Here is a 26,350-nt window from a genome sequence, read left to right as displayed (position 1 = left end):
TTTTTAAGGAGAGATAGAATGATTAAAAGTGTAACGAAAACAAGTATCATCTGGAAAGCTTTGGCATTACTAGGCGCGCTATTTATGTTTGTCGGAACTTTCGGAGCAGAAGCAGAGGCGGCAGAGAAATCTACACGGGGAATCTCTGTTTATGAACGTGGTGTATTGAATTTGACTGGTGATACACAGCAATGGGGTGTTGGCTACTACGGACCTGCAAATGCACGTGGTGTATTGAATTTGGAATACTATGCGCAGTATGGTTTCGGTGTTGGTATCGCGGACCAAACGTATTACACAGTGAAATTGCCGGATGAGTTTGCATCAATCAGTGCAATGCCTGAGTTCAAACAGGCAATCACAGGTCTTTACAGACAGAAAGCTACCGGAATCACATTGAAGAGATATGAGTATATGCAACAGGATATCGCGATTGAGAACAATACAGTTATTTTTAAAAATCCAAAATTTTCATATATCGTTGAAACAAGAATTCACGTGGATGTGCAAATTGATTTAGGTGCATTCATCAATAACACTGGTGTACACATTCCTAGAGCCGTTGGTGCGAACTATCGCTTTATGGGAACTAACATCCAAAATACAAATCTTCTGAACTGGAACATTTTCAATGGGACAGATGCAGATGCACGTACTGTAACAAACGTGTTGGATTTCATGGCATAAACGAAGTAGTTGAGCGCAGAGCAGCCTGTAAAGGAGGTTGTCCTGCGTTTTTTTTGTAAGTAAAGGGGATATAAATTTTTTAAAGATGTAACTCTAGTGAGGCAAGTGAGTGGGAAGGAATCATCGGGAAATTGTCTAGCTTTACTAACTCGTTCAGCTTTTCTAATCGGATGGTAGAGTAAATAACTCAGAAGGGCTGAAAAAGATAAAAAATAATAAGAGTATCCAGCTATAAACTACATAGGAAATTTCTCATCTTATTCTCCCTGAAAACTTACTGTTTGCTTAAAGTAGTGGAGGTGTATATCATTGCGATATTAGTATTTCTTTGATATATTTCTAATAGGTCTAATTATATATAGGAGGTTTTCTAATGGGGATCAAGAAAAAAGCAGCTCTAGGGCTTGTTACAACCGCTTGTGCAGTAGTTTTAGCTGCGTGCGGAACAACAACTGGGGGCAGCACATCTGACAGTGATAGCGGATCAGGTGGGTCTGCAAGTGGAGAACAAGTATTAAAATACATTGAAAGACAGGAAATGCCAAGTGCGGATCCATCTTTAGCAACGGATGAAGTGAGTTTTGTTGCGCTAAACAATGTATATGAAGGTATCTACCGTATGGATAAGGACAACCATCCACAACCGGCAGGTGCTTCTGAAATGGCGGAAGTCAGTGAAGATAGTCTGACTTATAAAATCAAACTGAGAGAAGATGCGGTTTGGTCAGATGGTGAACCTGTAACGGCTGCTGACTATGTCTACGGATGGCAACGTACGGTTGATCCTGATACAGCGTCAGAATACTCATACATGTTTGCACCTGTAAAAAACGCTGAAAAAATTGCAGCGGGTGAAATGGATAAAGAAGAGCTAGGAATCAAGGCTGTTAGTGATTACGAATTGGAAATTACTTTGGAAAAAGTAACACCTTATTTTGATTACTTGCTGGCATTCCCTTCATTCTTACCACAACGTCAGGATATTGTTGAAAAATATGGCAAAGATTATACAACAACAAGCGATAATGCTGTTTATAATGGCCCATTCACATTGACAGATTTTGATGGACCGGGAACTGACACAGCATGGTCTTATACGAAAAATGATACTTACTGGGATAAAGATACAGTAAAATTAGATAAAGTTGTTATTGATGTAGTAAAAGAAGCACCAACATCTCTGAATCTGTACCAAGATGGTCAAACGGATGATACACCGTTGACTGGTGAATTGGCTCTGCAAATGAAAGATGATCCGGATTATCTTGTTCTTGAAGATGCATCTACTTTCTATTTGGAAATGAACCAAAGAGATGAAGATTCTCCATACCACAACATCAATTTGCGTAAAGCATTGGCTTATGCAATTGATCGCGAATCTTTAGTAACACAAATTCTGGCAAATGGTTCAACAGTTGCGGAAGGACTTGTGCCAAAAGGTCTATCAAACAACCCGGACTCAAACGAAGATTTTGCTGAAGAAGCGGGCAATCCGATTTCTTATGATGCAGACAAAGCGAAAGAATATTGGGAAAAAGCTAAGAAAGAACTGAAAATCGACTCTCTGGATATGGATTTATTAGTTGATGATACAGATGGTTCTAAGAAAATGGCTGAGTTCTTGCAAGGTGCCTTGGGTGATACTTTAGACGGCTTGAAAGTAACTGTCAGCCCTGTACCATTCTCTGTACGTTTGGATCGCACAAGCAAAGGCGATTTTGAAGTAGCAGTTGGTGGATGGGGAGCAGACTATGCAGACCCAAGCAGCTTCTTGGATTTATTTGTTACAGGAAACTCTTACAACCGTGGACGTTACTCTAATAAAGAATATGACAAACTGATTGAAAGTGCGTCAACAAAGAATGCCAATGATCCGGAAGCACGTTGGCAAGATATGCTGGATGCGGAAAAACTGATTATGGACGACATGGGTATTATCCCGGTTTACCAAAAAGCAGAAGCGCATCTACGCTCTCCAAAAGTGAAAGACATGTTCTATCACTCTACTGGAGCAAAATATGACTTCAAGTGGGCATATATTTCTGAATAAGCCTATAAGTATTGAAACAGAGAGAAGAAGCAGAAAACTGCTTCTTCTCTTTTCTTTTTAAATCTTTTCATTCGGGGTGAAAAGCTCTATAATGAAACAGTAAGATTAAAAGAGAAGAGGAAAAGTGTTTGCGTATATTATTTATTGGAGATGTTGTAGGTTCACTTGGCAGAGAGACGATTACAGAATACTTACCAAAGCTGAAAAAGAAGTATCAGCCGCAGGTAACAATCGTAAACGGAGAGAATGCTGCAGCCGGCAGAGGGATCACTGGGAAAATCTATAAGAAGTTTTTGCAGGATGGTGTTGATGTCGTAACTCTGGGCAATCACACTTGGGATAATAGAGACATTTTTGAATTTATCGATGATGCGAAAAAGATGGTTCGACCAGCGAACTTTCCGGAAGGAACTCCAGGACAGGGAATCGTTTATGTCAAGGTCAATCAGCTTGAACTGGCGGTGATTAATTTACAGGCACGTTCATTTATGGTGGATTTGGATGATCCGTTTAGAAAAGCTGAACAGCTGGTGGAGGAAGCAAGAAAGCGGACACCATTGATTTTTGTTGATTTTCACGGTGAAACGACCAGTGAGAAGCAGGCGATGGGCTGGTTCTTGGACGGAAAGGTCAGTGCGGTAATTGGGACACATACTCATGTACAAACGAATGATCGTAGAATTTTACCAAAAGGAACGGCGTATCTGTCGGATGTTGGGATGACAGGACCCTATGATGGGATATTAGGAATGAAAAGGGAGGCAGTGTTGGAAAAATTTTGGACCGCTCTGCCTCAGAGGTTTGAAGTTGTTGAAAAAGGCCGCAGTATTTTATCTGCGTGTTTTATTGAACTGGATGATCAGACAGGTCATGCCAAAGACATTCAATTAATTCAAATCAATGAGGACCGCCCTTTTCAGGAGTAATAAAAAAGTTGAGGCAGGAACTCGTTAGGCGATCTGCTTCAACTTTTTTATTTTGAGCATGAGAGTTACTCCAACTCATTCACGATAACAGTGGCGTTGTAGCCAATATAAATGTTTGTTTTCAACCCAGTATCTGCATCGATATATTCAATGCGGCCGTCACCATAATTGATATCAAATTTCCCTGTTTTTTCATAAATCACTGAGCCATCTGCATTGTAAACCAAAATTTCCCGCTTCAGTCCATTACTGACACTGGATTGCAGATTTTTCTGCCAACGTTTTCCGCCGGCAGTGCCGAAGATGATGAACAGAATCAGCACAGCAAGAAGTAATACAGCGAAAAGGGTGCCAAATAAAGCTTTTTTCTTTTGATTTGGTGTCATTTTCTTTTCCATAAATACACTCCTTTAATTGTTTTATTATAAGTATACCAGAAAGTGCCGGCAGCTTAATCGGGTAGTCAAAAGAAGAAATGGATTTCTAGATTTTAGCAAAATTGGATTTGGCAAAAAAAAGGAATGTGTTAAAATAAATATACATATTTTGAAAGAAAATCAACGAGTGAAGGTGTGAACTATGGACTATTCCATTGACGATAAAAACATAGAGGCTGAGCTGGATAAACTGCTTCAGCTATTGGACCAAAACGAAACCATTCAGCGTTACAAAGAAATTGAGCAGCGCGTGAATAATAACGAGAAACTGACACAGCTTGTCGAAGAGATTAAGCAAGCGCAGAAGGATGCCGTGCAGTTCGCACATTATGGCAAGCCGGAAGCGGAAAAGGAAGCAATCAAACGAGCGGATGAATTAACGGCGCAATTTGATGAGCATCCGCTAGTGATTGCATATAGGGAGCAGCTGGCAGAAGCCAACGATCTTTTACAGCATATTACCGCAATGATTCAACGAGGAATCAACAATCAATTAGAGAAAGAAGGGCTATGATTTGCCTCAAAAAACAAAGCACACTCCTATGATGGAACAATACCTGACGATAAAAGGGCAATATCCGGACGCCTTTCTTTTTTACCGATTAGGCGATTTTTATGAAATGTTTTATGAAGATGCAGAGAAGGCAGCACAGTTATTGGAGCTGACATTGACAAGCAGAAACAGAAATGCGGATGACCCAATTCCGATGTGCGGTGTCCCTCATCATGCGGCGCAAGGCTACATCGATACATTGGTTGAGATGGGCTACAAGGTGGCGATTTGTGAGCAGGTAGAAGACCCAAAAACTACTAAAGGGATGGTCAAGCGCGAAGTGGTTCAACTGGTTACTCCCGGAACAGTCATGGAAAGCAAAGGGCTGGAAGCAAAAGACAATAACTATCTGACCGCTATTGTGGAAAATAACGGCGTTTACGGTCTGGCCTATGTCGATCTATCCACAGGCGAGCTGAAAAGTACCACGTTAACGGAAGAAGAGCATGTTGTTAATGAGGTTGCGGCGCTACAAACCAAGGAAATCGTAATGGGCAGTGCTTTACCGGAATCTCTGATTGCGGTTTTGGAGCAGCGTCTGACCGTTGTCTTTTCCGAGCAAATGAGTACAGAAGAAAATTCGGAGTTCAGCTTTTTGACGAGTACTTTATCACAGGAAATCGAAAGTGATGTGACACAAAAACTGTTGACCTACCTGGCGGTTACGCAAAAAAGAAGCTTGGGACATATTCAACAGGCGGTGGAATATCAGCCGAACCATTATTTGAAAATGGATTATTATTCTAAATTCAATTTGGAGCTGACACGTTCGATTCGTTCCGGTAAAAAGCAAGGAACCTTGCTTTGGCTGCTGGATGAAACGAAAACGGCGATGGGAGGTCGCTTGCTGAAGCAATGGTTGGATCGTCCGTTAATTCAAGAGAAGCAAATTGTTAAACGTCAGGAGATGGTTCAGTCTTTACTGAATGCATACTTTGAGCGTGTGGATTTACAAGCAGCTTTTGCGAAGGTCTATGACTTGGAACGTTTAGCCGGACGCGTGGCTTTTGGCAGTGTCAATGGTCGAGATTTGATTCAGTTGAAGACTTCTTTGGAGCAGGTACCGATGATTCGAGAACTGATTATTGGCATCAACCAAGGGGAATGGAATGATCTTTTAGTAGAGCTGAATCCGATAGAGGACATTGTTGAACTGATTGGACAGGCGATTATGGAGGAGGCTCCTCTGCAAATTACTGAAGGAAATGTCATCAAGGACGGCTATAATGAAACACTGGATGAGTACCGAGATGCGATGCGTAACGGGAAGAAATGGCTGGCGGAGTTGGAAGCAAGAGAACGTCAGGAAACTGGGATTAAGACCTTGAAGGTTGGATTTAACCGAGTATTTGGTTACTATATCGAAGTGACAAAAGCCAATTTGGGGAACCTTGAAGAAGGTAAATACGATAGAAAACAGACGCTGGCAAATGCCGAGCGCTTTATCACGCCGGAATTGAAGGAAATGGAAAAACTGATTTTAGATGCAGAGGAAAAATCTGTAGATTTGGAATATCAGCTGTTTCTGGAGGTCCGCGAACAGGTGAAAGGAAGCATCGATCGTTTGCAAAGACTGGCTAAATCGTTGAGTACAGTCGATGTTTTACAAGCCTTTGCGACAGTCAGTGAACGATATCAATATGTTCGTCCGACCTTAAAAGCAGGTAATGGCGAGCTGCATATCAAAGAAGGCCGACATCCTGTTGTAGAAAAGGTTTTAGGGCATCAAGAGTATATTCCGAACAGTATCCATATGAACGGCGAAGACTTGATTCTCTTGATTACCGGTCCGAATATGTCCGGTAAGAGCACGTATATGCGGCAGTTGGCATTAACTGTAGTGATGGCACAGGTAGGCTGCTTTGTCCCTGCTGAAGCAGCGGAGCTTCCTATTTTTGACCAGATATTTACGCGTATTGGTGCCTCGGATGATTTGATTGCCGGTCAAAGTACCTTTATGGTTGAAATGATGGAAGCCAATCAGGCATTGCGTCATGCAACGCCAAACAGCTTGGTACTGTTTGATGAATTAGGACGCGGAACAGCAACCTATGACGGGATGGCGTTGGCACAGGCGATTATTGAATATATCCAGAAAAATGTGAAGGCCAAAACACTGTTCTCAACTCATTATCACGAGCTGACGGTCTTGGATGAATCATTGACCGGCTTGAAAAATATTCACGTAGGTGCGGTGGAGAAAAATGGCGAGGTTGTTTTTCTGCATAAAATCATGGAGGGACCTGCGGATAAAAGCTATGGGATTCATGTAGCGAAAATTGCGGGATTACCGACTGCACTGCTTGAGCGGGCAGCAACCATCCTTTCGGCTTTAGAGGCGCAGGAAATCGGGCATGCCCCAATTAAGAGTGAAGCACCGGTGATAGATGAGGAAAGTGAACAGCTATCGTTGTTTAAAGAAGTATCTACAGATGAGTTAAGTGTGATTGATACATTGAAGAAAATGAATCTGTTGGAAATGACACCTATGGATGCATTGAATGTGTTGTATGATCTGCAAAAACGAATTTAAGACTCCATAGAGGAGGAACGAATCGATGGGGAAAATTAAAGAATTATCGGAACAGCTGGCGAATCAGATTGCTGCCGGTGAGGTTGTTGAACGTCCGGCTTCCGTTGTGAAAGAGCTGGTGGAGAACGCAATTGACGCAGGCAGTACGCAAATTGATATTTTTATAGAAGAAGCTGGCTTGAAAACCATTCAGGTCATTGATAATGGAGATGGGATTGCCAAGGAGGATGTTTTGAATGCCTTCAAGCGTCATGCGACAAGCAAAATCCACACAAGAGATGACCTGTTTAGAATTCGCAGTCTGGGCTTCCGAGGTGAAGCCTTACCAAGTATCACCTCTGTTTCTGAGGTTACATTGGAAACCGCAGTTGCAGATGAGACGGAAGGCAGTTATGCAAAGCTGATTGGCGGAAAGGTCGAAGAGCATCGTCCGGGGGCACTGCGTAAAGGAACAAAAATTACTGTTGAAAATCTGTTTTTTAATACACCCGCTCGATTGAAATATGTGAAAACGATTCAGACGGAGCTGGCGACGATTGGTGATATTGTCAATCGTCTGGCATTGAGTCATCCAACCATCGCTTTTCGATTGGTTCATGACGGCAATAAGATGATGAGTACAACCGGTAGTGGTGATTTAAAACAGACGATTGCCGGTATTTATGGGATAAGTACAGCTAAAAAAATGTTGGAAATCAAGACGAATGACCTTGATTTTGAGGTCAACGGGTATGTGTCGCTTCCGGAAGTAACACGTGCCAGCCGCAACTACTTATCAACAATTATCAACGGACGGTACATCAAGAATTTTATGTTGAACAAAGCGATTATTAATGGCTACGGCTCAAAATTGATGGTTGGTCGTTTTCCAATTGCTGTTATCGAGGTAACGATGGACCCGCTTTTGGTGGATGTCAATGTTCATCCGACCAAGCAGGAGGTACGTCTAAGTAAAGAAAAAGAATTGATGACACTGATTACACAGGCTATCGAGGCAGCTTTGAGCCAAGAACAACTGATTCCGAATGCCGCAGCAAATCTGCAGTTCAAGAAAAAAGTGGAAAAACAGCCGGCTGTTGAGCAGATGGAAATTCCATTGGCTGAGGAAACAACACATGCACCAACTGTGTCGGAAGGTGTTCGGAAGCCGGGAAGCTTGAGCTATGATTCTGAAAGTGGACGATTCTTTGTTGAAGGACAATCAGAACAGTTAATGGCTTCGCCTGAGACTTCTGCTGAACCAACCCGATTTCCTCCACAGGAGCTGGTAGAGGAAACGGTGACTGAGGAATACACAACAGCGTCGCCGTCTGGAAATGAGGCGGAGGAGCCTTCAACTGAAGGCGGAACGAATCAGGATGTACTTCATGAAGATGCATCTGAGCGCGGTGTGTCTTCTGAAGACAGACAAGAGACGCAGCAAAGGGAAGCAGAAATGCCAAGTGAGGTGGATCAATCGCCAATTGAGCAGCAGTTCTCCTCGGTTAACCCATTCTCTTCTCAGGAAGAGGAAGCACGTAATCATCCTGATTTTGATATGTCCAGTAAAGATACGGTGAAGGAATTAAATCGGACAGTAGAACGCTTGGAGCATGAGAAGAAGCCGGAGCGTTTTCCCGTATTGGAGTATTTTGGTCAGATGCATGGTACGTATCTTTTTGCGCAAAGCAAGGAAGGCTTGTACATCATCGATCAGCATGCGGCACAGGAGCGGATTAAGTACGAATATTTCCGTGAGAAAATCGGTGAGGTCTCGAATGATTTGCAGGAACTGCTGGTGCCCATCGTACTGGACTACCCAAACAGTGATGTCATCAAAATCAATGAACAGAAAGAACAACTGGAAAGTGTCGGTATCTATCTGGAGGATTTTGGTCAGAACAGTTTTATTGTCAGGGCCCATCCAACGTGGTATCCAGGTGGCGAAGAGGAAGAAATTATTCGTGGGATGATAGATATGCTGCTGGTCACAGGACAGGTCAGCGTGAAGAAATTCCGTGAAGCGACAGCAATTATGATGAGCTGCAAACGCTCCATCAAAGCCAATCATTACCTGAACGAACAGCAGGCCAGAATTCTATTGAACGATTTGGCCGAATGTGCGAATCCGTTCAATTGTCCCCATGGACGTCCGGTATTGATTCACTTTACTAATTCAGATATGGAAAAAATGTTCAAGCGAATCCAAGATCCGCATTGAGTAGCAGAAAGGTTGTCAGGAATGGGTATTGTACTAGCTTCCCAATCGCCGCGCAGGCAGGAGCTTTTAAAGCGAATTGTTCCATCATTTCAGATTCAGGTTGCAGATATTAATGAGGAAGTACAAGAAGGAATCCATCCAACAGAATATGTTCATAATATGGCAATGGAAAAAGCAGCCAGTGTTTTTGAACAGTTTTCGGAGGATCAGGTGATTGGTTGTGATACGATTGTTGTCTACGAAGGCGAAATTATCGGCAAGCCGACTTCACGGGAGCATGCCTTTCAAATTTTGAAGAAGCTGAGCGGGCAGACCCATACTGTGTATACAGCAGTCGCAGTTATGGAGGAAGGTCGGACCGTTACAACGGTTGTTCCGGCAGAGGTTGAATTCTACGAGCTGTCAGATGATGAGATTGAAGCATATTTGGATACTGATGAATACAAAGATAAGGCCGGAGCTTACGGGATTCAGGAACAAGGTGCACTTTTGGTTAAGGGAATCAAAGGAGACTACTATTCCATTATGGGGCTGCCGATTGCAACCTTAGCTCGGATGCTTAAGCATGACTATGAACAATTATAGAGGTGACAGAGAATGAAATGCTCGGAAACAAGATCTGTACAAACACATATTATTACATTCCCGTATTTAAATTTTCATGAAACATTGTTTGGCGGACAGTTGATGGCTTGGCTGGATGAAACAGCAGGTATTTCTGCTATCCGTTTATCCAGAGTACCGATTGTCACAGCTTCTGTCGATCAGCTGGATTTCCTGGCTCCTTTGAAAGCCGGTCATTCGGTCTGTATAGAAACGTTTATTTCAGGTACTGGTCACCGCTCAATGGAGGTTTTTGCTAAGGTTATTGGTGAAGATTTGGTTTCCGGCGAACGTTATCTGGCAGGGACCAGCTTTATGACCTTTGTTGTTCCTAAAGGGAATGAACTGCCAACAGTCGAACCCGTTACGGAAGAAGAGCGATTCATCTGCGGCGGTTATGAAGGACGGAAGGCAGCCAGACAGCAAAAACGTTCCGAAAGTCTGGATTTTGCCGCGCACATTGATTTAGATACCCCTTGGAAATAGCTGTTGGGTAAAAAGCAGTAAGAAGATAGAAAGAGAGTGTGGGACAGACGATAGTTGGTTCCCGCTCTTTTTGCTACGCTAAAACAGAGTAAGGGATGTTCCGAAAGCTGTCTCCTGTTTTATACAAGACGTCTCACTTTTTCTTTTAATGAGGGCGTGCTACTATAAAATAAATACAGGGGAGTGATTCGCTATGAAACCATCTGAAGATGAACTTAGGAAGAGCTTGACGGATACAGAATATGCAGTGACACAGGAAAATGCGACCGAGCGGCCTTTTAGCGGTAAGTATGATGATTTTTACAAGGATGGCATCTATGTTGATGTCGTCAGTGGAAAACCGTTGTTCAGCTCGAAGGATAAATACGATGCTGGGTGTGGCTGGCCGGCGTTTACACGACCAATTGAAAAACGAGTCGTCAAAGAAAAAGCTGACTTTTCTCATGGCATGCATCGTGTAGAGATTCGCAGTGAGGAAGCTGATTCTCATCTGGGTCACGTATTTACTGACGGACCTCAGGATGCTGGGGGACTTCGATATTGTATCAACTCAGCGGCGCTAAAATTTATTCCTGTTGAAGAGCTTGAAAAAGAAGGCTACGGGGAATATAAAAGCTTATTTGTTTAATAGAGGAAGCTGTAATTGTCATTCGATTTAGGAATGTCAATTATAGCTTTTTTGTATTTTTAGCGGGTGTTAGAGAAAGTCAGCGAATGTTTGCGCAGTGTTCACAGCGTTGTAAACTTGTTATACTATCACTAATAGAATGACGACAAAAGGATTTGGCTGGAGGGAAAACAATGGACAATGAGCTGGCACGATTTGCTGAAATGAGTATGACCAGGAAAAGGGGAGTAACCGCGGCGAATATACAGGAAACGGAGCAATTACTCACTGTAACGCTTGATGAACAGTATAAAACACTGTTTCAACTAGTTAATGCACCGGAATATGGTGAATGGTGTTTTTACCCAATTAAGGACGAACGAAATTTGAGAAAAACCATGGATGATGTGGTGAGAAATACGAAGCTGAAAAGAGCAGAAGGACTCCCGGCAGAGTTTGTTGCCATAGCAGAAAATGGGACCGGAAATTTTCTTTGTATGAAGAGCGGTGAGTCAGCAATTTATCATAGTGACCACGAGGAAGAGTGTCCGTTGAAGGTTTTTCAAGACTTAAAGGCGTTTATCCATCAGGCAGAAACTTTTGAGACATGAGAAGAACAAGGCAGCAGAATAGGAGGGTAGCTGATGATACGGAAAATTGACAATAATCACATGGAACTGACAGAGGCGTTGCAATTGGTTTGGCGTACTTTTTTAGCATTTGAGGCCTCAGAGTATTCTGTGGAGGGAATTCAAGAGTTCAAAGAATTTATCGCATTCGCCAATATCAGTGAGAAGCTGGGGAATGAAGACTTAGTCATTTGGGGCTATTATGAAAAGGAAGAGCTTGTCGGCGTGATTGCCGTTCGAGAGACGAACCATATTTCACTACTTTTTGTTGAAAAGGAGCACCACCATAAAGGGATTGCTCGAGCACTGTATGCAACAGCTGTTGATTATTGCTGCAAGCAGCATCACAATAAACGGATAACAGTCAATTCATCCACTTATGCAGTCGAGGTATATAAAAAGCTGGGATTTTCTGCTGCTGGAAATGAAGAAACAGTGAATGGTATCCGCTTCACACCGATGGAGCATTTCTTGTCATAAGGCCGTACAAGTGTAAAACGCTGAAAAATAGGAGTTAGAGCAACAGTGCTTAGTGGGAATTTTGCCAAAGGCTGGGTTTAACTAATCAACAATTTGGAAGAGCAGAAAAGGTCTTTTAGTCATTTTTTTTAGATGGGAAAGCCCTTTTCTGTATTTTTTGTATGGAAATTAAATGCAAAATAAATACATTCGTTATTGAATACGCTTTATATTTAGTATATACTATAGAAAATTGAATAATCACTTTATGGAATGTAACCATTTGGGCATAACCTAAGTACCTCTTGACATGTATTTTCAAGGGGGACTTAGGTTTTTATATTTATTATAAGGAGGAAAAGAAGTGTGAAGAAACTGAAAAAAATGAAGTGGGCAGTGGCTTTGGCAGTAACCGTAGTAATTATTAGTGGGTGTAATCAGCAACAGAAGGCTGGAACTGATTCTTCGGGATCAACCGTTGCAAGCACCCAAAAGGATACAGCCGCAGTTGTTCGGGAAACTGCTTTTGGTAAGGTAAAGGGAACCGAGGAGGAGAAAGCACTGATTTGGATGGGGGTCCCATACGGTGGAGATACATCCGGAGAGAACCGCTGGAAGGCGCCGACTGATCCGGAGCCTTGGACGGATGAACTGGATACAACAGAGGCTGGCAGTGTGGCTTTACAGGCTGGAGCTGATGGTGTCGTTGGTTCAGAGGATGCGTTGAATTTGGATATTTATCGCCCAAATAATGACAAAGAAGACTTGCCTGTTTTGGTATATGTGCATGGTGGAAATAACCAAACAGGGCATGCTCAAGAAATATCTGGCAGATCCTTTGTGGCTGCACACGATGCATTGGTTGTATCGGTCAATTATCGATTAGGCGCACTGGGCTTTAATCCGCTGCCGGCATTGAAAACCGGTAGTGAGGAAGAAAATTCAGGGAACTACACAATGCTTGATTTAGCGAAGTCTCTGGATTGGATTCGTGAGAATATCAGCAGCTTTGGCGGAGACAGTAAAAATGTGACGGTTGCCGGATTTTCGGCTGGTGGACGAGATGTGATGGCCATGTTGGTTTCTCCGATTTTTGAAGGGAAATTCGATCAGGCAGTTTCCTTCAGTGGTGGCATGACGATTACTGATGAAGAGAAGAGTCAGACAGTTTTTGCAGAAGCGATTGCACCATTGGTTGTAGAGGATGGTGTAAAAGAGACAGAGGCGGATGCCAAAAAATGGTTGTTAACAACAGATGAAGAGGTTAAAGACTATCTGTATGCGCTAGAGGGTGATCGCCTAGTCAGCTTGATGGGCAATGCCGGTATTCGGATGGGTGTATTCCCGCATTTGTATAATGATGGTACGGTACTTCCAAAAGAAGGCTTTGATACAACCAGCTATAATTCTGTTCCGTTATTAATGCTGACAGGTGAGCAGGAATTTTCTCTATTTGGGCGCTTTGATCCTTATTTTGGTGAATATGTGACAGATGGCTCGATTGATACAGACAAGGAGATTTCCAGCCAATATGATTTTGTAAATAAATATGGCGGGCAGCTGTATAGCTTGTTCAATTTAGAGGATTCTGCACAAAAAATGAACACTAATTATAAGGCTCCAATTTATGGCATGGAAATTTTATTCGGGGAAAACCCAGATGCTGTCAGTGAAGAGATGGCGAAGCTGGGCTCCTTCCATGGTGTGTTCGTTCCATTACTTGATACAGACAGTCAAAACTATGCTGGCTTGGTTACGGATTCCTATGAGTCTGATGGAGCGAAGGAACTGAGTGTGATGTTCCAGAACTATCTATTTGCCTTTATCAGCAATGGTGATCCAAATGAGTCTGAGCTGCCAAAATGGACGGAATGGAAGCCGGATGCTGAGGAAAATCTGTTATTCCTTGACGCAGATAAAGAAACAGCGACTGCGGAGATGGGGAAAAAGACGTTTGATTATGAGCAAGTATTGGACGCAATGAAGAAAGATACATCGATTACCGAGGAGCAGAAAAAGACCTTGCTGTCTAAGGTAATGAATGGGCGTTGGTTCAGCTATGAATTGGACAAGGCCAATGGCAACCTTTCTGCTTTTGATAAATAAAGAGGCGGGTTGCTCAGTTATTAAGTAAAAACAAATGAGACAGGAGAGTTGGGTTACAACTCTCCTGTCTCGTTTTCATTCATAGGTACCTGTAATCAATGTGTCTGGCGGTATTCCTTTGGTGAGATGCCTTGTTTCTTTTTAAAGAGGAAGCTAAAATAATTAGGGTCGTTATAGCCGATTTCAAAAGCGATTTCGGACAGCTTTTGATTCGTTTCTTTAAGTAGATTCTTCGCCAGACCTACTCGCTGATCGGTCAGGTACTCAATAAAGGTTTTGCTCATAGATTGAGAAAAAATCGTACTAAAGTGTGCCGGACTTAAAGAGAGCTCCTCTGCGACCATGTTCAATGAAATATCGGGGTCTGTATAATTGTTATTGATAAATGCAATGGCATGATGGATGACGCTTTGATATTTTGCCATGGACGGGTGGATATTGACCTCAATCAAGTAATGAATCATACTTCGCAGGAGCTCTTCGTAGTTTTGACTGTCAGAGGAGACACTCATCAAATCGGTCAAAGAATCCTGAGAAGGAAATGCAATAGCAGCTGTTTGCTGTTTCTTTTTAACTAAGCCATTCAGCTCAGTCAGAATAAAGAAGCGAATCATTCGTGTTCGTTCAAAGTTTCCTTGCTCCTGCATCAGTTTTTGAATAAAATCCTCAATGTTCTCCTGTGTTAGAGAAGAAATTTCTTTAGCCAAATCCATTTTAAATGGATGGGTTGGCGACAGCTCCCCCTCCTTCATATCATCTTCATAGCTGATGATTTTTTCTGTTCGAAAATAGCCGTAGGTTCCCAGCATCTCTCTGCATTTTTCAAATGAATCAGGAATTTCACTCAGACGATCAACGATGGGCCCAATTGCCACCGCTAAATCGTCCTGTGAGTTTTGCTCCAGCTCGTGAATTAGAGTATGCGCAATTTGATAGCTCTTTTCCAATACATGTTCCCTTTGGTTATCAAAAATCAGAAACTTGATGAAGCGTGATGAAACACTGGAGAATAGAAGAGTTTCATCTTCGCCAAAAAGAAAATTCAGGTATTCGCCAAAGTGAGTGTAATCGTCAAAGTCACTATTAAACTGGTTTGTGGCTAAAAGGACCGTGAACTTTTTGCCGATAATCGATCGTTGGAAGCTTTCCGCCTCTTTGATGGCCGCCGAAATGGGTAATTCGCCTTTAAATAAACCATTCAGAAAATGATTCTTTTTAACCTCGGAAAACAGGATATCGGAGCTTGCTTTAGGATCAGCGACCTGTTTCTGTTGATCCAGCAGCTTCACCACCTTGGCGATGGTATTTTCCAGCTCGCTGTTTTTGAAGGGCTTTAGCAAGTATTCATCGGCTTGTACCTGAATTGCTCCTTTGGCATATTCAAAGTCATCAAACCCGCTGATAAAAATGATTCGTGTCCAGGGCAGCAGCTTCCGTGCCTCCTTTGCAAAGGTCAGCCCATCCATGAACGGCATTTTGATATCTGTCAAAATAATATCCGGTTGTAAATCTAAGATGGAAGCTAAAGCCATCTCACCATCACCGGCTTCTCCACTAAAAGCAATGGGGTATTTTTCACTAAGCTGCAGGAGCTGTTTTCGCAGACTATCTCGAATTAAATGTTCGTCCTCCACAATAAAAACCTTGTACATCTTTTACCCCTCCTGTCGTTTTGGCACAGTTACCCGAATCGTCGTTCCTTTTCGGTAGTGACTTTCAAGACGAATTCCCGCTTGACTGCCGTAGTACAATAACAATCTTTTGTTAACGTTGTATAGGCCGTATCCGGTGCTGAAGTCAGAGTCCACACCTTTTGCCAGCTCTTCTTGAATCTCTTCCAGTTGTTCCGGCTGAATGCCAATACCATTATCGGCAACAGTAAAAATCAAGTTGCTTTCTTCTTCCTCTAAAGTAACTTGAATCAGACCGACGCGGCGGTTGAACTTCACCCCATGGTAAACGGCATTTTCCACTAATGGCTGTAGAATCATTTTCAATATCTGATAATTACGTAAGGAATCAGGCACATCAATTTGAAATTGCAACATTTCTCCATAGCGAATCTGCAAAATAACCAAATAGTCTTGAATATGCTTAATCTCCGTGTCTACGCTAATCCAGTCCTTCCCTTTACTTAAAGAAATACGGAAGAAATCAGATAATGCAAACGTCATCTCTTTTGCCTTTTCGTATTGCTCCTGCTCAATCAGTGAAACAATCGCATCTAAGCTATTATAAACGAAGTGCGGAGTAATTTGCGCTTGCAGGACACGCACCTCACTTTGAGCGAGATGGTATTGCTTCAACGCATTCTCCTCCAGCAACTGGGTTAAGTCGTCGGCCATCTTATTGAGGCTTTCTGTCAGAGAGGATAGCTCCGGTGTTTGCGGAAGTGCCAGACGGTAGCCCAAATGCCCTTTTGCCAGCTCATTTGACATGTGAATCAAATTGTTGAGGGGCTCTTGAATTCGCTCATTTAGAAAGCGGCGATTTTTGCGAACGAAGTAGATGATGCCCACAACAATCATTAGCTCGACAACACTGAGAATCATCAGAGACTGAATCATTTCCGTATTTTTTTGACTGGCTAGATTTATTTCGATACGGACAAACTCCTGTAAAATATCTGAAAGCAGCTGAGTGACAGATTCGACTTGCACCATCACTTCCTTGTTCTTTTCATAAGAATTTTCCTTTGAAAGATTGGTGAGAATGTCTTCCTGATAGCTTTCAAGAGAGTCAATAATTCGCAGAGCTACATCTAAAATACTGCGTTCTCCTTTGGTATTAATGTTCTCCTGAATATGAAAAATATCTTCCCGCAGCTCATCAACGATACTGTTTTTTGAATATTGTTTTAAAGGTATTTGTCCGGTGACAACATCCCACATCTCTTCTAAAACAGTATCATCAACCTTGGCAGCAATAGCATTTGCCTCCTGAATGTTTGCGACTGTTCGTTGGTAAATAAACAGCTGTCTGGAATAGAGAAGGATACTGATGAGCAGTGGAATAATTGCTAAAGCAAACATCAGCTTGTTTGCCTGAGAGAAAATCTGTTGGATACTGGGCGCCTTTTTCTTCATATAGCTTCTCCTCCTCTAGTAGTTTCTGGTGGGAATCGTATCCAGATTTGATTCAGAGAACACCGTTTCCGGCATATAGATTTCGTGGGAAAGCTCCTTACCGTCAAAATAGCGATTGATTGCATTGGCTACGTACCAGCCGGCATTTGGATTGCACTCGACCACGCAATTGACAACACCTGCCCGCAGCTGTCGAATCATATCCTCTTGAGCATCAATCGTGACGATAACAAGGTCCTTTCCAGGAATAATATCGGTCTCTTCAAGAGCCTCCAAGGCACCGTGAGTCATTTCATCGTTATGACTATAAAGGACATCAATCCTATTGATATCCTGCGTTTTGATGTATTCTTCCATCTGCTCCTTGCCCTTCATTCGGACATAATCACCGGAGAGTGTGTCCACAACCTTCATGCGAGGATCACGGGAAATCGTTTCTTGAAAGCCCTCGGTTCGCAAGGTCGTTGGGGAAGTCTCTGTTAATCCTGCCAGTTCCAAAATATTAATTTCTTCTTTTGGACTGTCGGAAAAATAGTTGGTCACATATAATCCGCCGCGATTTCCTTCTGCTTTGAAGCTGGGACCAATATGTGTGATGTACAGACTCTGGTCACTGACATTGATATGTCGATCGACGACAATCACAGGAATTTCCGCCTGTTTAGCCTCCTTCAATATCATTTCCCAGCCATCCTCTTGTAGAGGCGTGAAAACAATCAAGTCCACCTTGTAGGCAATAAAGGTGCGGATATCCTGAATTTGACGTTCCTGACTCATATAGCCATTACGGTACAGCACTTGGTTTTCTTTTTCCAATTCATTTTTGATAGAGTCGGTATGCCTTTTTCGCCACTTGCTTTCTGTACCTGATTGGGAAAAGCCGATGACCAGACTTTTCTCTTCTTCAACATCCTCAGCAGTAGTAGTGCAGGCACTTAAAAGTAATAACAATGGAAAAAGGAGCAGCAATATTTTTTTCATCTTCCTCACTCTTTCTATTCTATAGGTACTATTCGCGAATGGAGTAATCCTTGTTTTTCCGTTGCTTGTATGAATTGTACTTTTTTATGTATGAAATCCTTTTCAGAACTGCGGTAAAGCGTTTTCTTATCTTCATTCTACCAAATTATTACCCATTTAAGGTGCTCTACTACTGGAAACGAAAAAAAATCAAGAGAATCAAAAAAATTCCCAGAAAAAAGTATTTGTGCAATGACGAGCAAAAAGAATTCCCAGAAAAGATGAAAAACATTTAATGTAAGCGGTATCTTTAAGAGCTATACTTCTGAGTGTAAAGCAATTATAAAATCTGGAGGGATAAAGATGAAAATTGGATTTAAGAAAGCCGCAGCGTTGGGTGCATTATTATTGGTTGGAAGTATGACCTTGGCTGCCTGCGGAGGCTCTGGTTCCGGTGGAGGTAGTGGCGATAAAGGCTATGTAGGGATTGCCATGCCGACAAAATCAGCGGAGCGATGGATTGCTGATGGAAATAACATGGTTGATGAGCTGGAAAAGCTTGGCTATAAGACAGACCTTCAATATGGGGAAGACAAGGTAGAAAACCAAGTGGCTCAGATTGAAAACATGATTACGAAGGGTGTAGACACTCTGGTTATTGCTTCAATTGACGGTTCAGCATTAACCGATGTGCTGGAAAAAGCAAATAAGGAAGACATCAAGGTTATTGCCTATGACCGCTTGCTGATGAACTCAGAGTATGTAGACTATTATGCAACCTTTGATAATTTTGGCGTTGGGGTTTTGCAGGCTTCTTACATTGAAGACAAACTAGGATTGAAGGATGGAGAAGGCCCTTATAACATTGAGCTGTTTGGCGGTTCTCCAGATGACAATAATGCTCTGATTAATTTCAATGGTGTCATGTCTGTTTTCCAACCTTATTTAGACAGTGAACAATTGAAGGTTCCTTCCGGTCAAACCAGCTTCAACCAAATTGCTACGTTACGTTGGGACGGTTCGACTGCTCAGGCACGGATGGATAATCTATTGAGTGCGAATTATACAGATAAAACATTGGATGCTGTACTTTCTCCATATGATCCAATCAGCTTAGGAATCATTTCTTCTCTTAAAGGCGTAGGCTATGGTTCTGCAGATAAACCATTACCAGTAATTACCGGACAAGATGCAACAGTTGCCGGAGTGAAATCTATTATTGCCGGTGAACAGACACAAACGATTTTTAAAGACACACGTATCCTTGCGAAAAATACGATTGAAATGATTGAAGCCATCAGTAAAGACGAGGAAGTTCCTGTCAATGATACTGAGACATATGACAACGGTGTGAAGGTCGTTCCAACTTATCTGGCAAATCCAGTGTCTGTTGATAGTGATAACTATAAAGAAGAGTTAATCGATACGGACTACTACAAAGAATCAGACTTGAAAGAATAAAGGACGTGATGGGGCTTCTCCGCGTGGCGAAAAAAGCCTGAAACACGGGGAAGTCTCAGAACACTATTGCGTCATTTTATCGTAACTGAAGTCAAAAGAAAGGATGGGCAAGATGGCAGATCATATTCTGGAAATGAAGAACATCATTAAAGAATTTTCCGGTGTACGTGCCCTTGATAATGTTAATCTCAGTATCGAGCGTGGAGAAATCCATGCCTTGTGCGGAGAAAACGGCGCGGGAAAGTCAACACTGATGAATGTTCTCAGCGGCTTGTATCCGTATGGCAGTTATGAAGGTGAAATCATCTACGACGGAGAGCTGTGTAAGTTTAAAGATTTACGTGACAGTGAAAATAAAGGTATTGTTATTATTCATCAGGAGTTAGCACTAAGTCCCTATTTATCAATAAAAGAAAACATCTTTTTAGGCAATGAGCAAGCCAAACACGGCGTTATTGACTGGGATATGACAGAGAAAAAGACAGATAATTTGCTAAAAACAGTTGGTCTGAAAATTGATCCGAACACGTTGGTTTCACAAATTGGTGTCGGACATCAGCAGCTGGTTGAAATCGCTAAAGCCTTTTCTAAATCAGTCCGTTTACTAATTTTAGACGAGCCGACTGCAGCCTTGAATGAAGAGGAAAGTGCCAATCTGTTAGAGCTTATCAAAGAGTTCAAGGTACAGGGAATCACATCAATCATTATTTCCCATAAGCTGAATGAGATTGTGACGGTGGCTGATCGGATCACTATTTTGCGTGATGGACAAACAATCGAAACACTTGAAAATGAAGACATCAATGAGGAACGAATCATCAAAGGCATGGTTGGCCGTGATTTGACGAATCGTTATCCGGAACGTCATCCTAACATTGGGGATGTCTATTTTGAAGTAAAGGACTGGACTGTTCACCATCCAATCGATGGCAGCCGAACCATGAATAATAATATCAACGTATCTATTCGACGTGGCGAAATCATTGGTATAGCCGGTTTGATGGGTGCGGGACGTACGGAATTTGCCATGAGTGTTTTCGGTCATTCCTACGGCAGTAATATCAGCGGTAAAGTTTATAAAGAAGGCAAAGAGATATCGGTGAAGGATGTACCAACCGCCATTCGAAATGGTCTGGCATACGTATCAGAAGACAGAAAGGCATTAGGCTTGAACCTGTTGATGGATATTTGTGAAAATACAACGATTGCCAGCCTTGGGAAAATCAGTCGTACCGGAGTGATCGATAAGGAAAGGGAAGTACTGGCAGCTGAAGAATACCGCAAGAAAATGCGGACCAAAACCAGCTCTGTCTTTCAAAATGTCGGTAGTCTGAGCGGTGGGAACCAACAGAAGGTCGTGCTGGCAAAGTGGTTGATGACGGAGCCTGACATTCTATTTTTAGATGAACCGACAAGAGGAATTGATGTAGGAGCGAAATATGAAATCTACACAATCATTGAAGAAATGGCAGCCTCCGGAAAAAGCATTTGTATCATTTCTTCCGAGCTTCCGGAAATTCTCGGAATGTGCGACCGTATCTATACAATGAATGAGGGGCGCATAACAGGTGAAGTGATGCGCGCAGATGCCAATCAGGAAGTGTTGATGAACTTAATGACCATGGAAGAAGAGGGTGTGAGTTAACATGGAAAATACAGATAAATTAGAAAAAGAGAAAAAAGGCTTTAACTTAAAAGATAGGGCAATGGACATCTTCAGCCGTTACAGCATGGTGATTATTTTAGTGGCGCTGCTGATTGCTTTTCAGGTGATGACAGATGGTATTTTTTGGCGACCGTTAAATATTACCAATCTGGTGTTGCAGAATAGTCATATTTTGGTATTGTCGGCAGGTATGCTATTGGTTGTTTTACTGGGGCATGTGGATTTGTCAGTCGGGTCAGTTATGGCATTTGTCGGCGCAATTGCCGGTATGCTGATGGTTAATAACGGGATTAGTCCTTGGCTGGCTGTTCCACTTTGTATCGGTATCGGTGCGTTGATTGGTGCATGGCAGGGTTTTTGGGTGGCTTATGTTGGGATACCAGCGTTTATTGTTACCTTGGCAGGGCTATTGATGTTCCGCGGATTGACTCAGGTTGTGTTAGGCGGACAGTCTTTAGCGCCATTCCCTAGCGCGTTCCAAAAGATTTCAACAGGCTATTTGCCGGATATTGCCGGTGGGGAGCATCTTCATTTCCTTTCGATGATTATTGGTGTCATTATTGCCGCAGTCCTGATTCTAGGGCAATGGCGAACAAGAGAACGTCGGAAGAAAAATCTGTTTGAAGTAGAATCGATGAACGCCTTTTTCATCAAAGCAATCTTTACCGGTCTTATCGTGATCGGTGTAACATATATTTTTGCTGCATATCAAGGGTATCCGATTATTTTAATCATCCTGGGTGTTATTGTTTCTGTGTATGGATTTTTAACCAATAAAACAGTTGCCGGACGACAAATTTACGCAACTGGAGGAAATAAGAAGGCGGCAGAGCTGTCCGGTATCAAGACGAAAAAAATTACCTTCTGGGTATTCGTTAATATGGGTGCGATGGCAGCTTTAGCAGGTTTGATTCTGGCTGCTCGTCTGAATGCAGCAACACCACAGGCCGGTACATCAATGGAGCTGGATGCTATGGCGGCGGTTTACTTCGGTGGTGCATCGACTTCTGGCGGGATTGGTACAATCATGGGTGCCATTGTCGGTGGTTTAGTGATGGGTGTGCTGAATAATGGGATGTCTATCTTGGGTGTCGGTGTTGACTGGCAACAGGCAATCAAGGGTCTGATTTTACTGTTGGCTGTCGTGTTGGATATCTATAATAAGAAGAAAAAAATCTCTTAAGAGTAAGAGAAAGGATAGAAGTTATGACTAGTGAAAAGGAGCAAAAGACGATTTTACTGATTTGTACAGCTGGAATTACGACAGGTCTCTTAGTGAGAAATGTTCAGCAGGCAGCGGATGAACAGGGTGTAGACGTTCATGTGTATTCTGCACCGGCCATTGTCGCTGAACAGATTATCCAAACACAAGCTGTCGATGCGTTGCTGATTGGTCCGCAATCGAAATACGAAGTGAATCGCTTGAAGGATTTTCTGAACTATAAAGCTGTTCCATACAAGCTGATTTCAAAAGAGGACTATGAAATATTAGACGGTGAGGCGGTTTTGAAGGAAAGCCTACTTTTGCTGAAGGAAGGGCAATGAGCTAACTGCTTACTCTTTTTTAAGCAAAATATTGAACTTGTCTCTGAACGGAATAATGAGAAAAATAGTCAATTATTGCCAATTTTGACAAGAAAATTAGTGGTCAAGGAACAGAACAGCGAAGGGTATTAGAGAGTGCGGTTTGCCCTCAACCAATCTCTCTGACAAAATAAAATGGATAGAAGCTGCAGCAGTGGCTTTTATCCATTTTATTTTTTTATCCTCAAACATAATAAAAAAACAAACTGAAAACAACTTGTAACACACGTCGATAGTGCGTTTTAATAATTATTTAATCACAAGTATAAAAAATATGAACAGCTATTTTCGCTAAGAAAAACAAAACTTTTTTCTACTCTTGAGAAAAAATGATTGCACTGGTTTCCTTTTTTTAGTATTATAAGAATATTCTAAAAATTAAAAAACGGTAAGAAAAATATGATGTATTGGAGAGAGAAAGATGAAAAGGAATAGTGTGAAGAAATTTACCAGTATTGTTTTGCTGTCTACACTAACGTTAGCAGCATGCGGATCGACTGGCGGAAGCTCAGATTCAACAGATACAAGCGGTGGTTCAGGCTCAAATAATGCTTCTGGGGAGCAGTTATTTAGAGTAGTTGTTCAGCAGGAGATGCCGAGTGCTGATTTATCATTAGCGACAGATACAATCAGTTTTTCAGCATTGAACAATGTGTATGAAGGTCTATATCGTTTAGATGAAAACAGCAAGCCGCAACCAGCTGGCGCTGCAGAAATGGCAGAAGTCAGTGACGACAACTTAACGTATACGATCAAGCTGCGTGAAGATGCAAAATGGTCGAATGGTGACCCAGTCGTTGCAGATGATTATGTCTATGCATGGCAACGTACCGCAAACCCTGAAACAGCGGCAGAGTACGCGTATCTATTTGAATTAGTGAAAAATGGCGCAGCTGTCAGTGCTGGGGAAAAAGAGGTTTCTGAATTAGGGATCAAAGCGGTCAGCGATTATGAGTTGGAAGTTACTTTAGAAAAACCAACCCCTTATTTTGATTACTTACTGGCATTCCCATCCTTCTTCCCACAAAAACAATCTGTGGTAGAAGAGCACGGCAAAGAATATGCTACATCAAGTGATAACGCTATCTATAACGGACCATTCACATTAACAGAATTCGATGGACCGGGAACAGATACAAAATGGTCTTATACTAAGAACGATGAGTATTGGGATAAGGATACAGTGAAGCTGGATAAAATCAGCGTAGATGTTGTAAAAGAAGCACCAACATCATTGAACCTATTCCAAGACGGACAAGCGGATGACGTGATTCTAAACGGCGAGCTTGCACAGCAAATGGCGAATGATCCTGAGTTTGTCAGCCAAAAAGATGGTCGTACTGTTTATATGGAGTTGAACCAACGTGAGGAAGATTCTCCATACCATAATGAAAACCTGCGTAAAGCAATCTCTTATGCAATCGACAGAGATGCTTTAGTGAACAGTATCTTAGGCGATGGCTCAATCGTTTCACAAGGCTTGGTACCTTCAGAGCTGTCATTCTCGCCAGAGGATAACAAAGACTTTTCGGAAGAGAACAAGAGCGTTCTTTCTCACGATGCTGATAAAGCCAAAGAATATTGGGAAAAAGCGAAGAAAGAATTAGGCATCGAAACCTTTGATATGGATATCGTACATGATGATACAGACTCAACGAAGAAATTGACAGAGTACATCCAAGGTGCCTTGAATGACACATTAGATGGCATCAATGTAACAGTGACACCAGTACCGTTTTCTGTACGTTTGGACAGAGGGAATAGCGGAAACTTTGAAGCAATCATGGGCGGTTGGGGCGCAGACTATGCGGATCCAAGCAGCTTCCTTGATTTATTTGTAACAGGCAACTCTTACAACAGAGGTCGTTATTCTAATAAGGAATATGACAAACTTGTAGCAGATTCTAATACGACACACGCAGCTGATCCAGACGCACGTTGGGCTGATATGGTTGCTGCTGAAAAAGTATTGATGGATGACATGGGTGTAATCCCTATGTACCAAAAATCAGAAGCGCATATGCGCAGTTCAAAAGTCAAAGGTGTAGTTGCTCATGCGGCCGGTGCACAATATGACTACAAATGGACGTATATTGAAGAATAATTGAACAAATGATTTGTCTGAAGAGATAACACAACAGGCTGTCGAATGTTTCAGTTGATTAGCAGAACAGGCAAACGAGAATACCGGAGGCATCAGCGCAATAGCAGATGTTTCCGGTTCTTTGTTTTTACTACTCTAAACGAATTTAGAGTTGACAATTTAAGCATAATGTTTCCATAAAAATCTTTAACACAAGAATGATGTGGATTGACATCGCTTTTTTATACTTGGTTTCTTTGATAAAATAAAAAGGAAAGTAGTTTACCATAAACAATTAAAATGAAGCAAGAAAGGTACATGGTAAAAGAGAATGTCAGTTAAATTGAAAAATGTATGCTTGCCTATTATAGTCACAATAATCAACTTGTTCTTTTCATTTATTCTATATACATATTTGAATAACAATAATTGGCTAATTAGTAGAAATGATATAGCAATGGATAATTTGATCTGGCGATTGCTAACAGATTTTCTAGGTAACTTCTTGATTATTTTCCTATTGCTACTACCTGTAATCTTAAAAAAATGGTCGTTAGAAGAATTTGGACTAACGAAAAAAAGCTCAGTTGCTGTTATTGTTTTGAGTATAGTCTATTCTATTTTATTTATTTACAATAATGATTTCACACTTGAAGGATATTACACTTTTTTCTATTTTTTAGTATTTGTGGCATTTTCAGAAGAATTTCTCTACCGAGGTTATTTATTCAACAAGATAGACCAAGAATATGGATTTTGGATAAGTGTAATAATCAGTGGACTATTTTTTGGTATTGGGCACGCAATGTTACCTACCATTATGCAGGGAGAAAGTCTATCATTTTTTATTACTCAAGCGATGAGCAATATTCTTGGACAAGGAATATTCAGTTCTTTACTTTTTTCCTTAGCGTTCAAAAAAAGTAGCAACCTCCTAGTCCCTGTTCTAATCCATGCAATTCTTGACTATGCCGGCATAGTATTTAGTTAATTTTTCTTAGGGAGAATCAATTCTTCTTGTTTTAATATTGATAAGTCACATTGAGTTACGTTTGACGAGTTTGTATGAAGTCACAGATAAATTTCTCCTGATAGTTATGATTGGTCAATACCATTATAATAGGAGATGTGTCTGTGACTTTTTGATAGTGTATTCTAAATATAAATTCTAGATTATTAAGAAAACAGATGTTCGTACATTTGAAGCTATTGATTTGCCTTGCTTTGTGATAAA

General features: G+C 41.7%; 22 protein-coding genes. 18 read left to right on the top strand and 4 right to left on the bottom strand.

Annotated features, from left to right (window positions below; genetic code table 11):
* The first annotated feature begins 18 nt into the window (after positions 1-18).
* From IW510_RS11855 to IW510_RS11845, 3 genes are all read left to right on the top strand, one after another.
* Positions 19-687, top strand: a complete 669-nt coding sequence (locus tag IW510_RS11855; protein WP_202059872.1) for a hypothetical protein — start codon at positions 19-21, stop codon at positions 685-687.
* 373 nt (positions 688-1,060) lie between these two features.
* The gene (locus IW510_RS11850; RefSeq protein ID WP_202059870.1) at positions 1,061-2,737 is read left to right on the top strand and encodes a peptide ABC transporter substrate-binding protein; all 1,677 of its coding nucleotides are present in this window, start codon (positions 1,061-1,063) and stop codon (positions 2,735-2,737) included.
* Positions 2,738-2,865: 128 nt separating this feature from the next.
* The gene (locus IW510_RS11845; RefSeq protein WP_202059868.1) at positions 2,866-3,663 is read left to right on the top strand and encodes a TIGR00282 family metallophosphoesterase; all 798 of its coding nucleotides are present in this window, start codon (positions 2,866-2,868) and stop codon (positions 3,661-3,663) included.
* A 65-nt stretch (positions 3,664-3,728) separates the two neighbouring features.
* Here the strand turns inward: IW510_RS11845 and IW510_RS11840 are convergent, their stop codons facing one another.
* A complete protein-coding gene (locus tag IW510_RS11840; RefSeq protein WP_202059866.1) occupies positions 3,729-4,061 on the bottom strand; it encodes a hypothetical protein in 333 nt (110 codons plus the stop codon).
* 181 nt (positions 4,062-4,242) lie between these two features.
* Between IW510_RS11840 and IW510_RS11835 the strand changes: the two genes are divergently transcribed.
* From IW510_RS11835 to IW510_RS11795, 9 genes are all read left to right on the top strand, one after another.
* Entirely contained in the window at positions 4,243-4,614 is a 372-nt protein-coding gene (locus IW510_RS11835; RefSeq protein ID WP_202059864.1) for a YlbF family regulator, read from the top strand.
* Between the two features lies 1 nt (position 4,615).
* A complete protein-coding gene (gene mutS / locus IW510_RS11830; protein ID WP_202059862.1) occupies positions 4,616-7,186 on the top strand; it encodes a DNA mismatch repair protein MutS in 2,571 nt (856 codons plus the stop codon).
* A 25-nt stretch (positions 7,187-7,211) separates the two neighbouring features.
* Complete coding sequence (gene mutL, locus IW510_RS11825; RefSeq protein WP_202059860.1) at positions 7,212-9,386, top strand: DNA mismatch repair endonuclease MutL; 2,175 nt, start codon at positions 7,212-7,214, stop codon at positions 9,384-9,386.
* Positions 9,387-9,407: 21 nt separating this feature from the next.
* Positions 9,408-9,971, top strand: coding sequence for a Maf family protein (locus IW510_RS11820; protein ID WP_202059858.1), 564 nt, complete (start codon positions 9,408-9,410; stop codon positions 9,969-9,971).
* Between the two features lie 12 nt (positions 9,972-9,983).
* Positions 9,984-10,475 (top strand): acyl-CoA thioesterase, encoded by a 492-nt coding sequence (locus tag IW510_RS11815; RefSeq protein WP_202059856.1) that lies wholly within the window; start codon positions 9,984-9,986, stop codon positions 10,473-10,475.
* Between the two features lie 193 nt (positions 10,476-10,668).
* Entirely contained in the window at positions 10,669-11,103 is a 435-nt protein-coding gene (msrB, locus tag IW510_RS11810; RefSeq protein WP_202059854.1) for a peptide-methionine (R)-S-oxide reductase MsrB, read from the top strand.
* 173 nt (positions 11,104-11,276) lie between these two features.
* A complete protein-coding gene (locus IW510_RS11805; protein ID WP_202059852.1) occupies positions 11,277-11,693 on the top strand; it encodes an SMI1/KNR4 family protein in 417 nt (138 codons plus the stop codon).
* Between the two features lie 33 nt (positions 11,694-11,726).
* On the top strand, positions 11,727-12,191 hold the full coding sequence (locus IW510_RS11800) for a GNAT family N-acetyltransferase (protein WP_202059850.1): 465 nt from the start codon (positions 11,727-11,729) through the stop codon (positions 12,189-12,191).
* 345 nt (positions 12,192-12,536) lie between these two features.
* Complete coding sequence (locus IW510_RS11795) at positions 12,537-14,276, top strand: carboxylesterase family protein (protein ID WP_202059848.1); 1,740 nt, start codon at positions 12,537-12,539, stop codon at positions 14,274-14,276.
* A gap of 95 nt (positions 14,277-14,371) precedes the next feature.
* Here the strand turns inward: IW510_RS11795 and IW510_RS11790 are convergent, their stop codons facing one another.
* From IW510_RS11790 to IW510_RS11780, 3 genes are read right to left on the bottom strand one after another with little or no spacing between them, the layout of a single operon-like run.
* Positions 14,372-15,928, bottom strand: a complete 1,557-nt coding sequence (locus IW510_RS11790) for a response regulator transcription factor (protein WP_202059847.1) — start codon at positions 15,926-15,928, stop codon at positions 14,372-14,374.
* A gap of 3 nt (positions 15,929-15,931) precedes the next feature.
* On the bottom strand, positions 15,932-17,362 hold the full coding sequence (locus IW510_RS11785) for a sensor histidine kinase (protein WP_202059845.1): 1,431 nt from the start codon (positions 17,360-17,362) through the stop codon (positions 15,932-15,934).
* Positions 17,363-17,377: 15 nt separating this feature from the next.
* On the bottom strand, positions 17,378-18,343 hold the full coding sequence (locus tag IW510_RS11780; protein WP_202059843.1) for an ABC transporter substrate-binding protein: 966 nt from the start codon (positions 18,341-18,343) through the stop codon (positions 17,378-17,380).
* Positions 18,344-18,742: 399 nt separating this feature from the next.
* Here IW510_RS11780 and chvE point away from each other — a divergent pair, with 399 nt between their 5' ends.
* From chvE to IW510_RS11750, 6 genes are all read left to right on the top strand, one after another.
* Positions 18,743-19,783, top strand: a complete 1,041-nt coding sequence (gene chvE / locus IW510_RS11775) for a multiple monosaccharide ABC transporter substrate-binding protein (protein ID WP_442896420.1) — start codon at positions 18,743-18,745, stop codon at positions 19,781-19,783.
* Between the two features lie 112 nt (positions 19,784-19,895).
* Complete coding sequence (mmsA, locus tag IW510_RS11770; RefSeq protein ID WP_202059839.1) at positions 19,896-21,428, top strand: multiple monosaccharide ABC transporter ATP-binding protein; 1,533 nt, start codon at positions 19,896-19,898, stop codon at positions 21,426-21,428.
* A 1-nt stretch (position 21,429) separates the two neighbouring features.
* Positions 21,430-22,632 (top strand): multiple monosaccharide ABC transporter permease, encoded by a 1,203-nt coding sequence (gene mmsB / locus IW510_RS11765; RefSeq protein ID WP_202059837.1) that lies wholly within the window; start codon positions 21,430-21,432, stop codon positions 22,630-22,632.
* A gap of 23 nt (positions 22,633-22,655) precedes the next feature.
* Positions 22,656-22,994 carry a PTS sugar transporter subunit IIB gene (locus IW510_RS11760; protein WP_202059835.1) on the top strand — a complete coding sequence of 113 codons (339 nt, stop codon included), beginning with the start codon at positions 22,656-22,658 and terminating at the stop codon, positions 22,992-22,994.
* A 460-nt stretch (positions 22,995-23,454) separates the two neighbouring features.
* Positions 23,455-25,137, top strand: coding sequence for a peptide ABC transporter substrate-binding protein (locus IW510_RS11755; RefSeq protein ID WP_202059833.1), 1,683 nt, complete (start codon positions 23,455-23,457; stop codon positions 25,135-25,137).
* Positions 25,138-25,573: 436 nt separating this feature from the next.
* Positions 25,574-26,107 carry a CPBP family intramembrane glutamic endopeptidase gene (locus tag IW510_RS11750; RefSeq protein ID WP_202059831.1) on the top strand — a complete coding sequence of 178 codons (534 nt, stop codon included), beginning with the start codon at positions 25,574-25,576 and terminating at the stop codon, positions 26,105-26,107.
* The last annotated feature ends 243 nt before the right edge of the window (positions 26,108-26,350 follow it).

It is taken from the genome of Enterococcus sp. BWR-S5 (assembly GCF_016745255.1).
GTDB lineage: Bacteria > Bacillota > Bacilli > Lactobacillales > Enterococcaceae > Enterococcus_L.
Note: the sequence above shows the minus strand (reverse complement) of the source record. Positions and strands in the feature narration are given on the sequence as shown.

What these genes read in the sequence shown, in the direction of transcription:
- IW510_RS11840 (WP_202059866.1), bottom strand. Translation starts at nt 4,061, where the DNA reads ATGGAAAAGAAAATGACACCAAATCAAAAGAAAAAAGCTTTATTTGGC.
- IW510_RS11785 (WP_202059845.1), bottom strand. Translation starts at nt 17,362, where the DNA reads ATGAAGAAAAAGGCGCCCAGTATCCAACAGATTTTCTCTCAGGCAAAC.
- IW510_RS11750 (WP_202059831.1), top strand. Translation starts at nt 25,574, where the DNA reads ATGGATAATTTGATCTGGCGATTGCTAACAGATTTTCTAGGTAACTTC.
- mmsA (WP_202059839.1), top strand. Translation starts at nt 19,896, where the DNA reads ATGGCAGATCATATTCTGGAAATGAAGAACATCATTAAAGAATTTTCC.
- IW510_RS11755 (WP_202059833.1), top strand. Translation starts at nt 23,455, where the DNA reads ATGAAAAGGAATAGTGTGAAGAAATTTACCAGTATTGTTTTGCTGTCT.
- chvE (WP_442896420.1), top strand. Translation starts at nt 18,743, where the DNA reads ATGACCTTGGCTGCCTGCGGAGGCTCTGGTTCCGGTGGAGGTAGTGGC.
- IW510_RS11855 (WP_202059872.1), top strand. Translation starts at nt 19, where the DNA reads ATGATTAAAAGTGTAACGAAAACAAGTATCATCTGGAAAGCTTTGGCA.
- IW510_RS11790 (WP_202059847.1), bottom strand. Translation starts at nt 15,928, where the DNA reads ATGTACAAGGTTTTTATTGTGGAGGACGAACATTTAATTCGAGATAGT.
- IW510_RS11850 (WP_202059870.1), top strand. Translation starts at nt 1,061, where the DNA reads ATGGGGATCAAGAAAAAAGCAGCTCTAGGGCTTGTTACAACCGCTTGT.
- IW510_RS11760 (WP_202059835.1), top strand. Translation starts at nt 22,656, where the DNA reads ATGACTAGTGAAAAGGAGCAAAAGACGATTTTACTGATTTGTACAGCT.
- IW510_RS11815 (WP_202059856.1), top strand. Translation starts at nt 9,984, where the DNA reads ATGAAATGCTCGGAAACAAGATCTGTACAAACACATATTATTACATTC.
- IW510_RS11820 (WP_202059858.1), top strand. Translation starts at nt 9,408, where the DNA reads ATGGGTATTGTACTAGCTTCCCAATCGCCGCGCAGGCAGGAGCTTTTA.
- IW510_RS11835 (WP_202059864.1), top strand. Translation starts at nt 4,243, where the DNA reads ATGGACTATTCCATTGACGATAAAAACATAGAGGCTGAGCTGGATAAA.
- IW510_RS11780 (WP_202059843.1), bottom strand. Translation starts at nt 18,343, where the DNA reads ATGAAAAAAATATTGCTGCTCCTTTTTCCATTGTTATTACTTTTAAGT.
- IW510_RS11805 (WP_202059852.1), top strand. Translation starts at nt 11,277, where the DNA reads ATGGACAATGAGCTGGCACGATTTGCTGAAATGAGTATGACCAGGAAA.
- IW510_RS11800 (WP_202059850.1), top strand. Translation starts at nt 11,727, where the DNA reads ATGATACGGAAAATTGACAATAATCACATGGAACTGACAGAGGCGTTG.
- mutL (WP_202059860.1), top strand. Translation starts at nt 7,212, where the DNA reads ATGGGGAAAATTAAAGAATTATCGGAACAGCTGGCGAATCAGATTGCT.
- msrB (WP_202059854.1), top strand. Translation starts at nt 10,669, where the DNA reads ATGAAACCATCTGAAGATGAACTTAGGAAGAGCTTGACGGATACAGAA.
- mmsB (WP_202059837.1), top strand. Translation starts at nt 21,430, where the DNA reads ATGGAAAATACAGATAAATTAGAAAAAGAGAAAAAAGGCTTTAACTTA.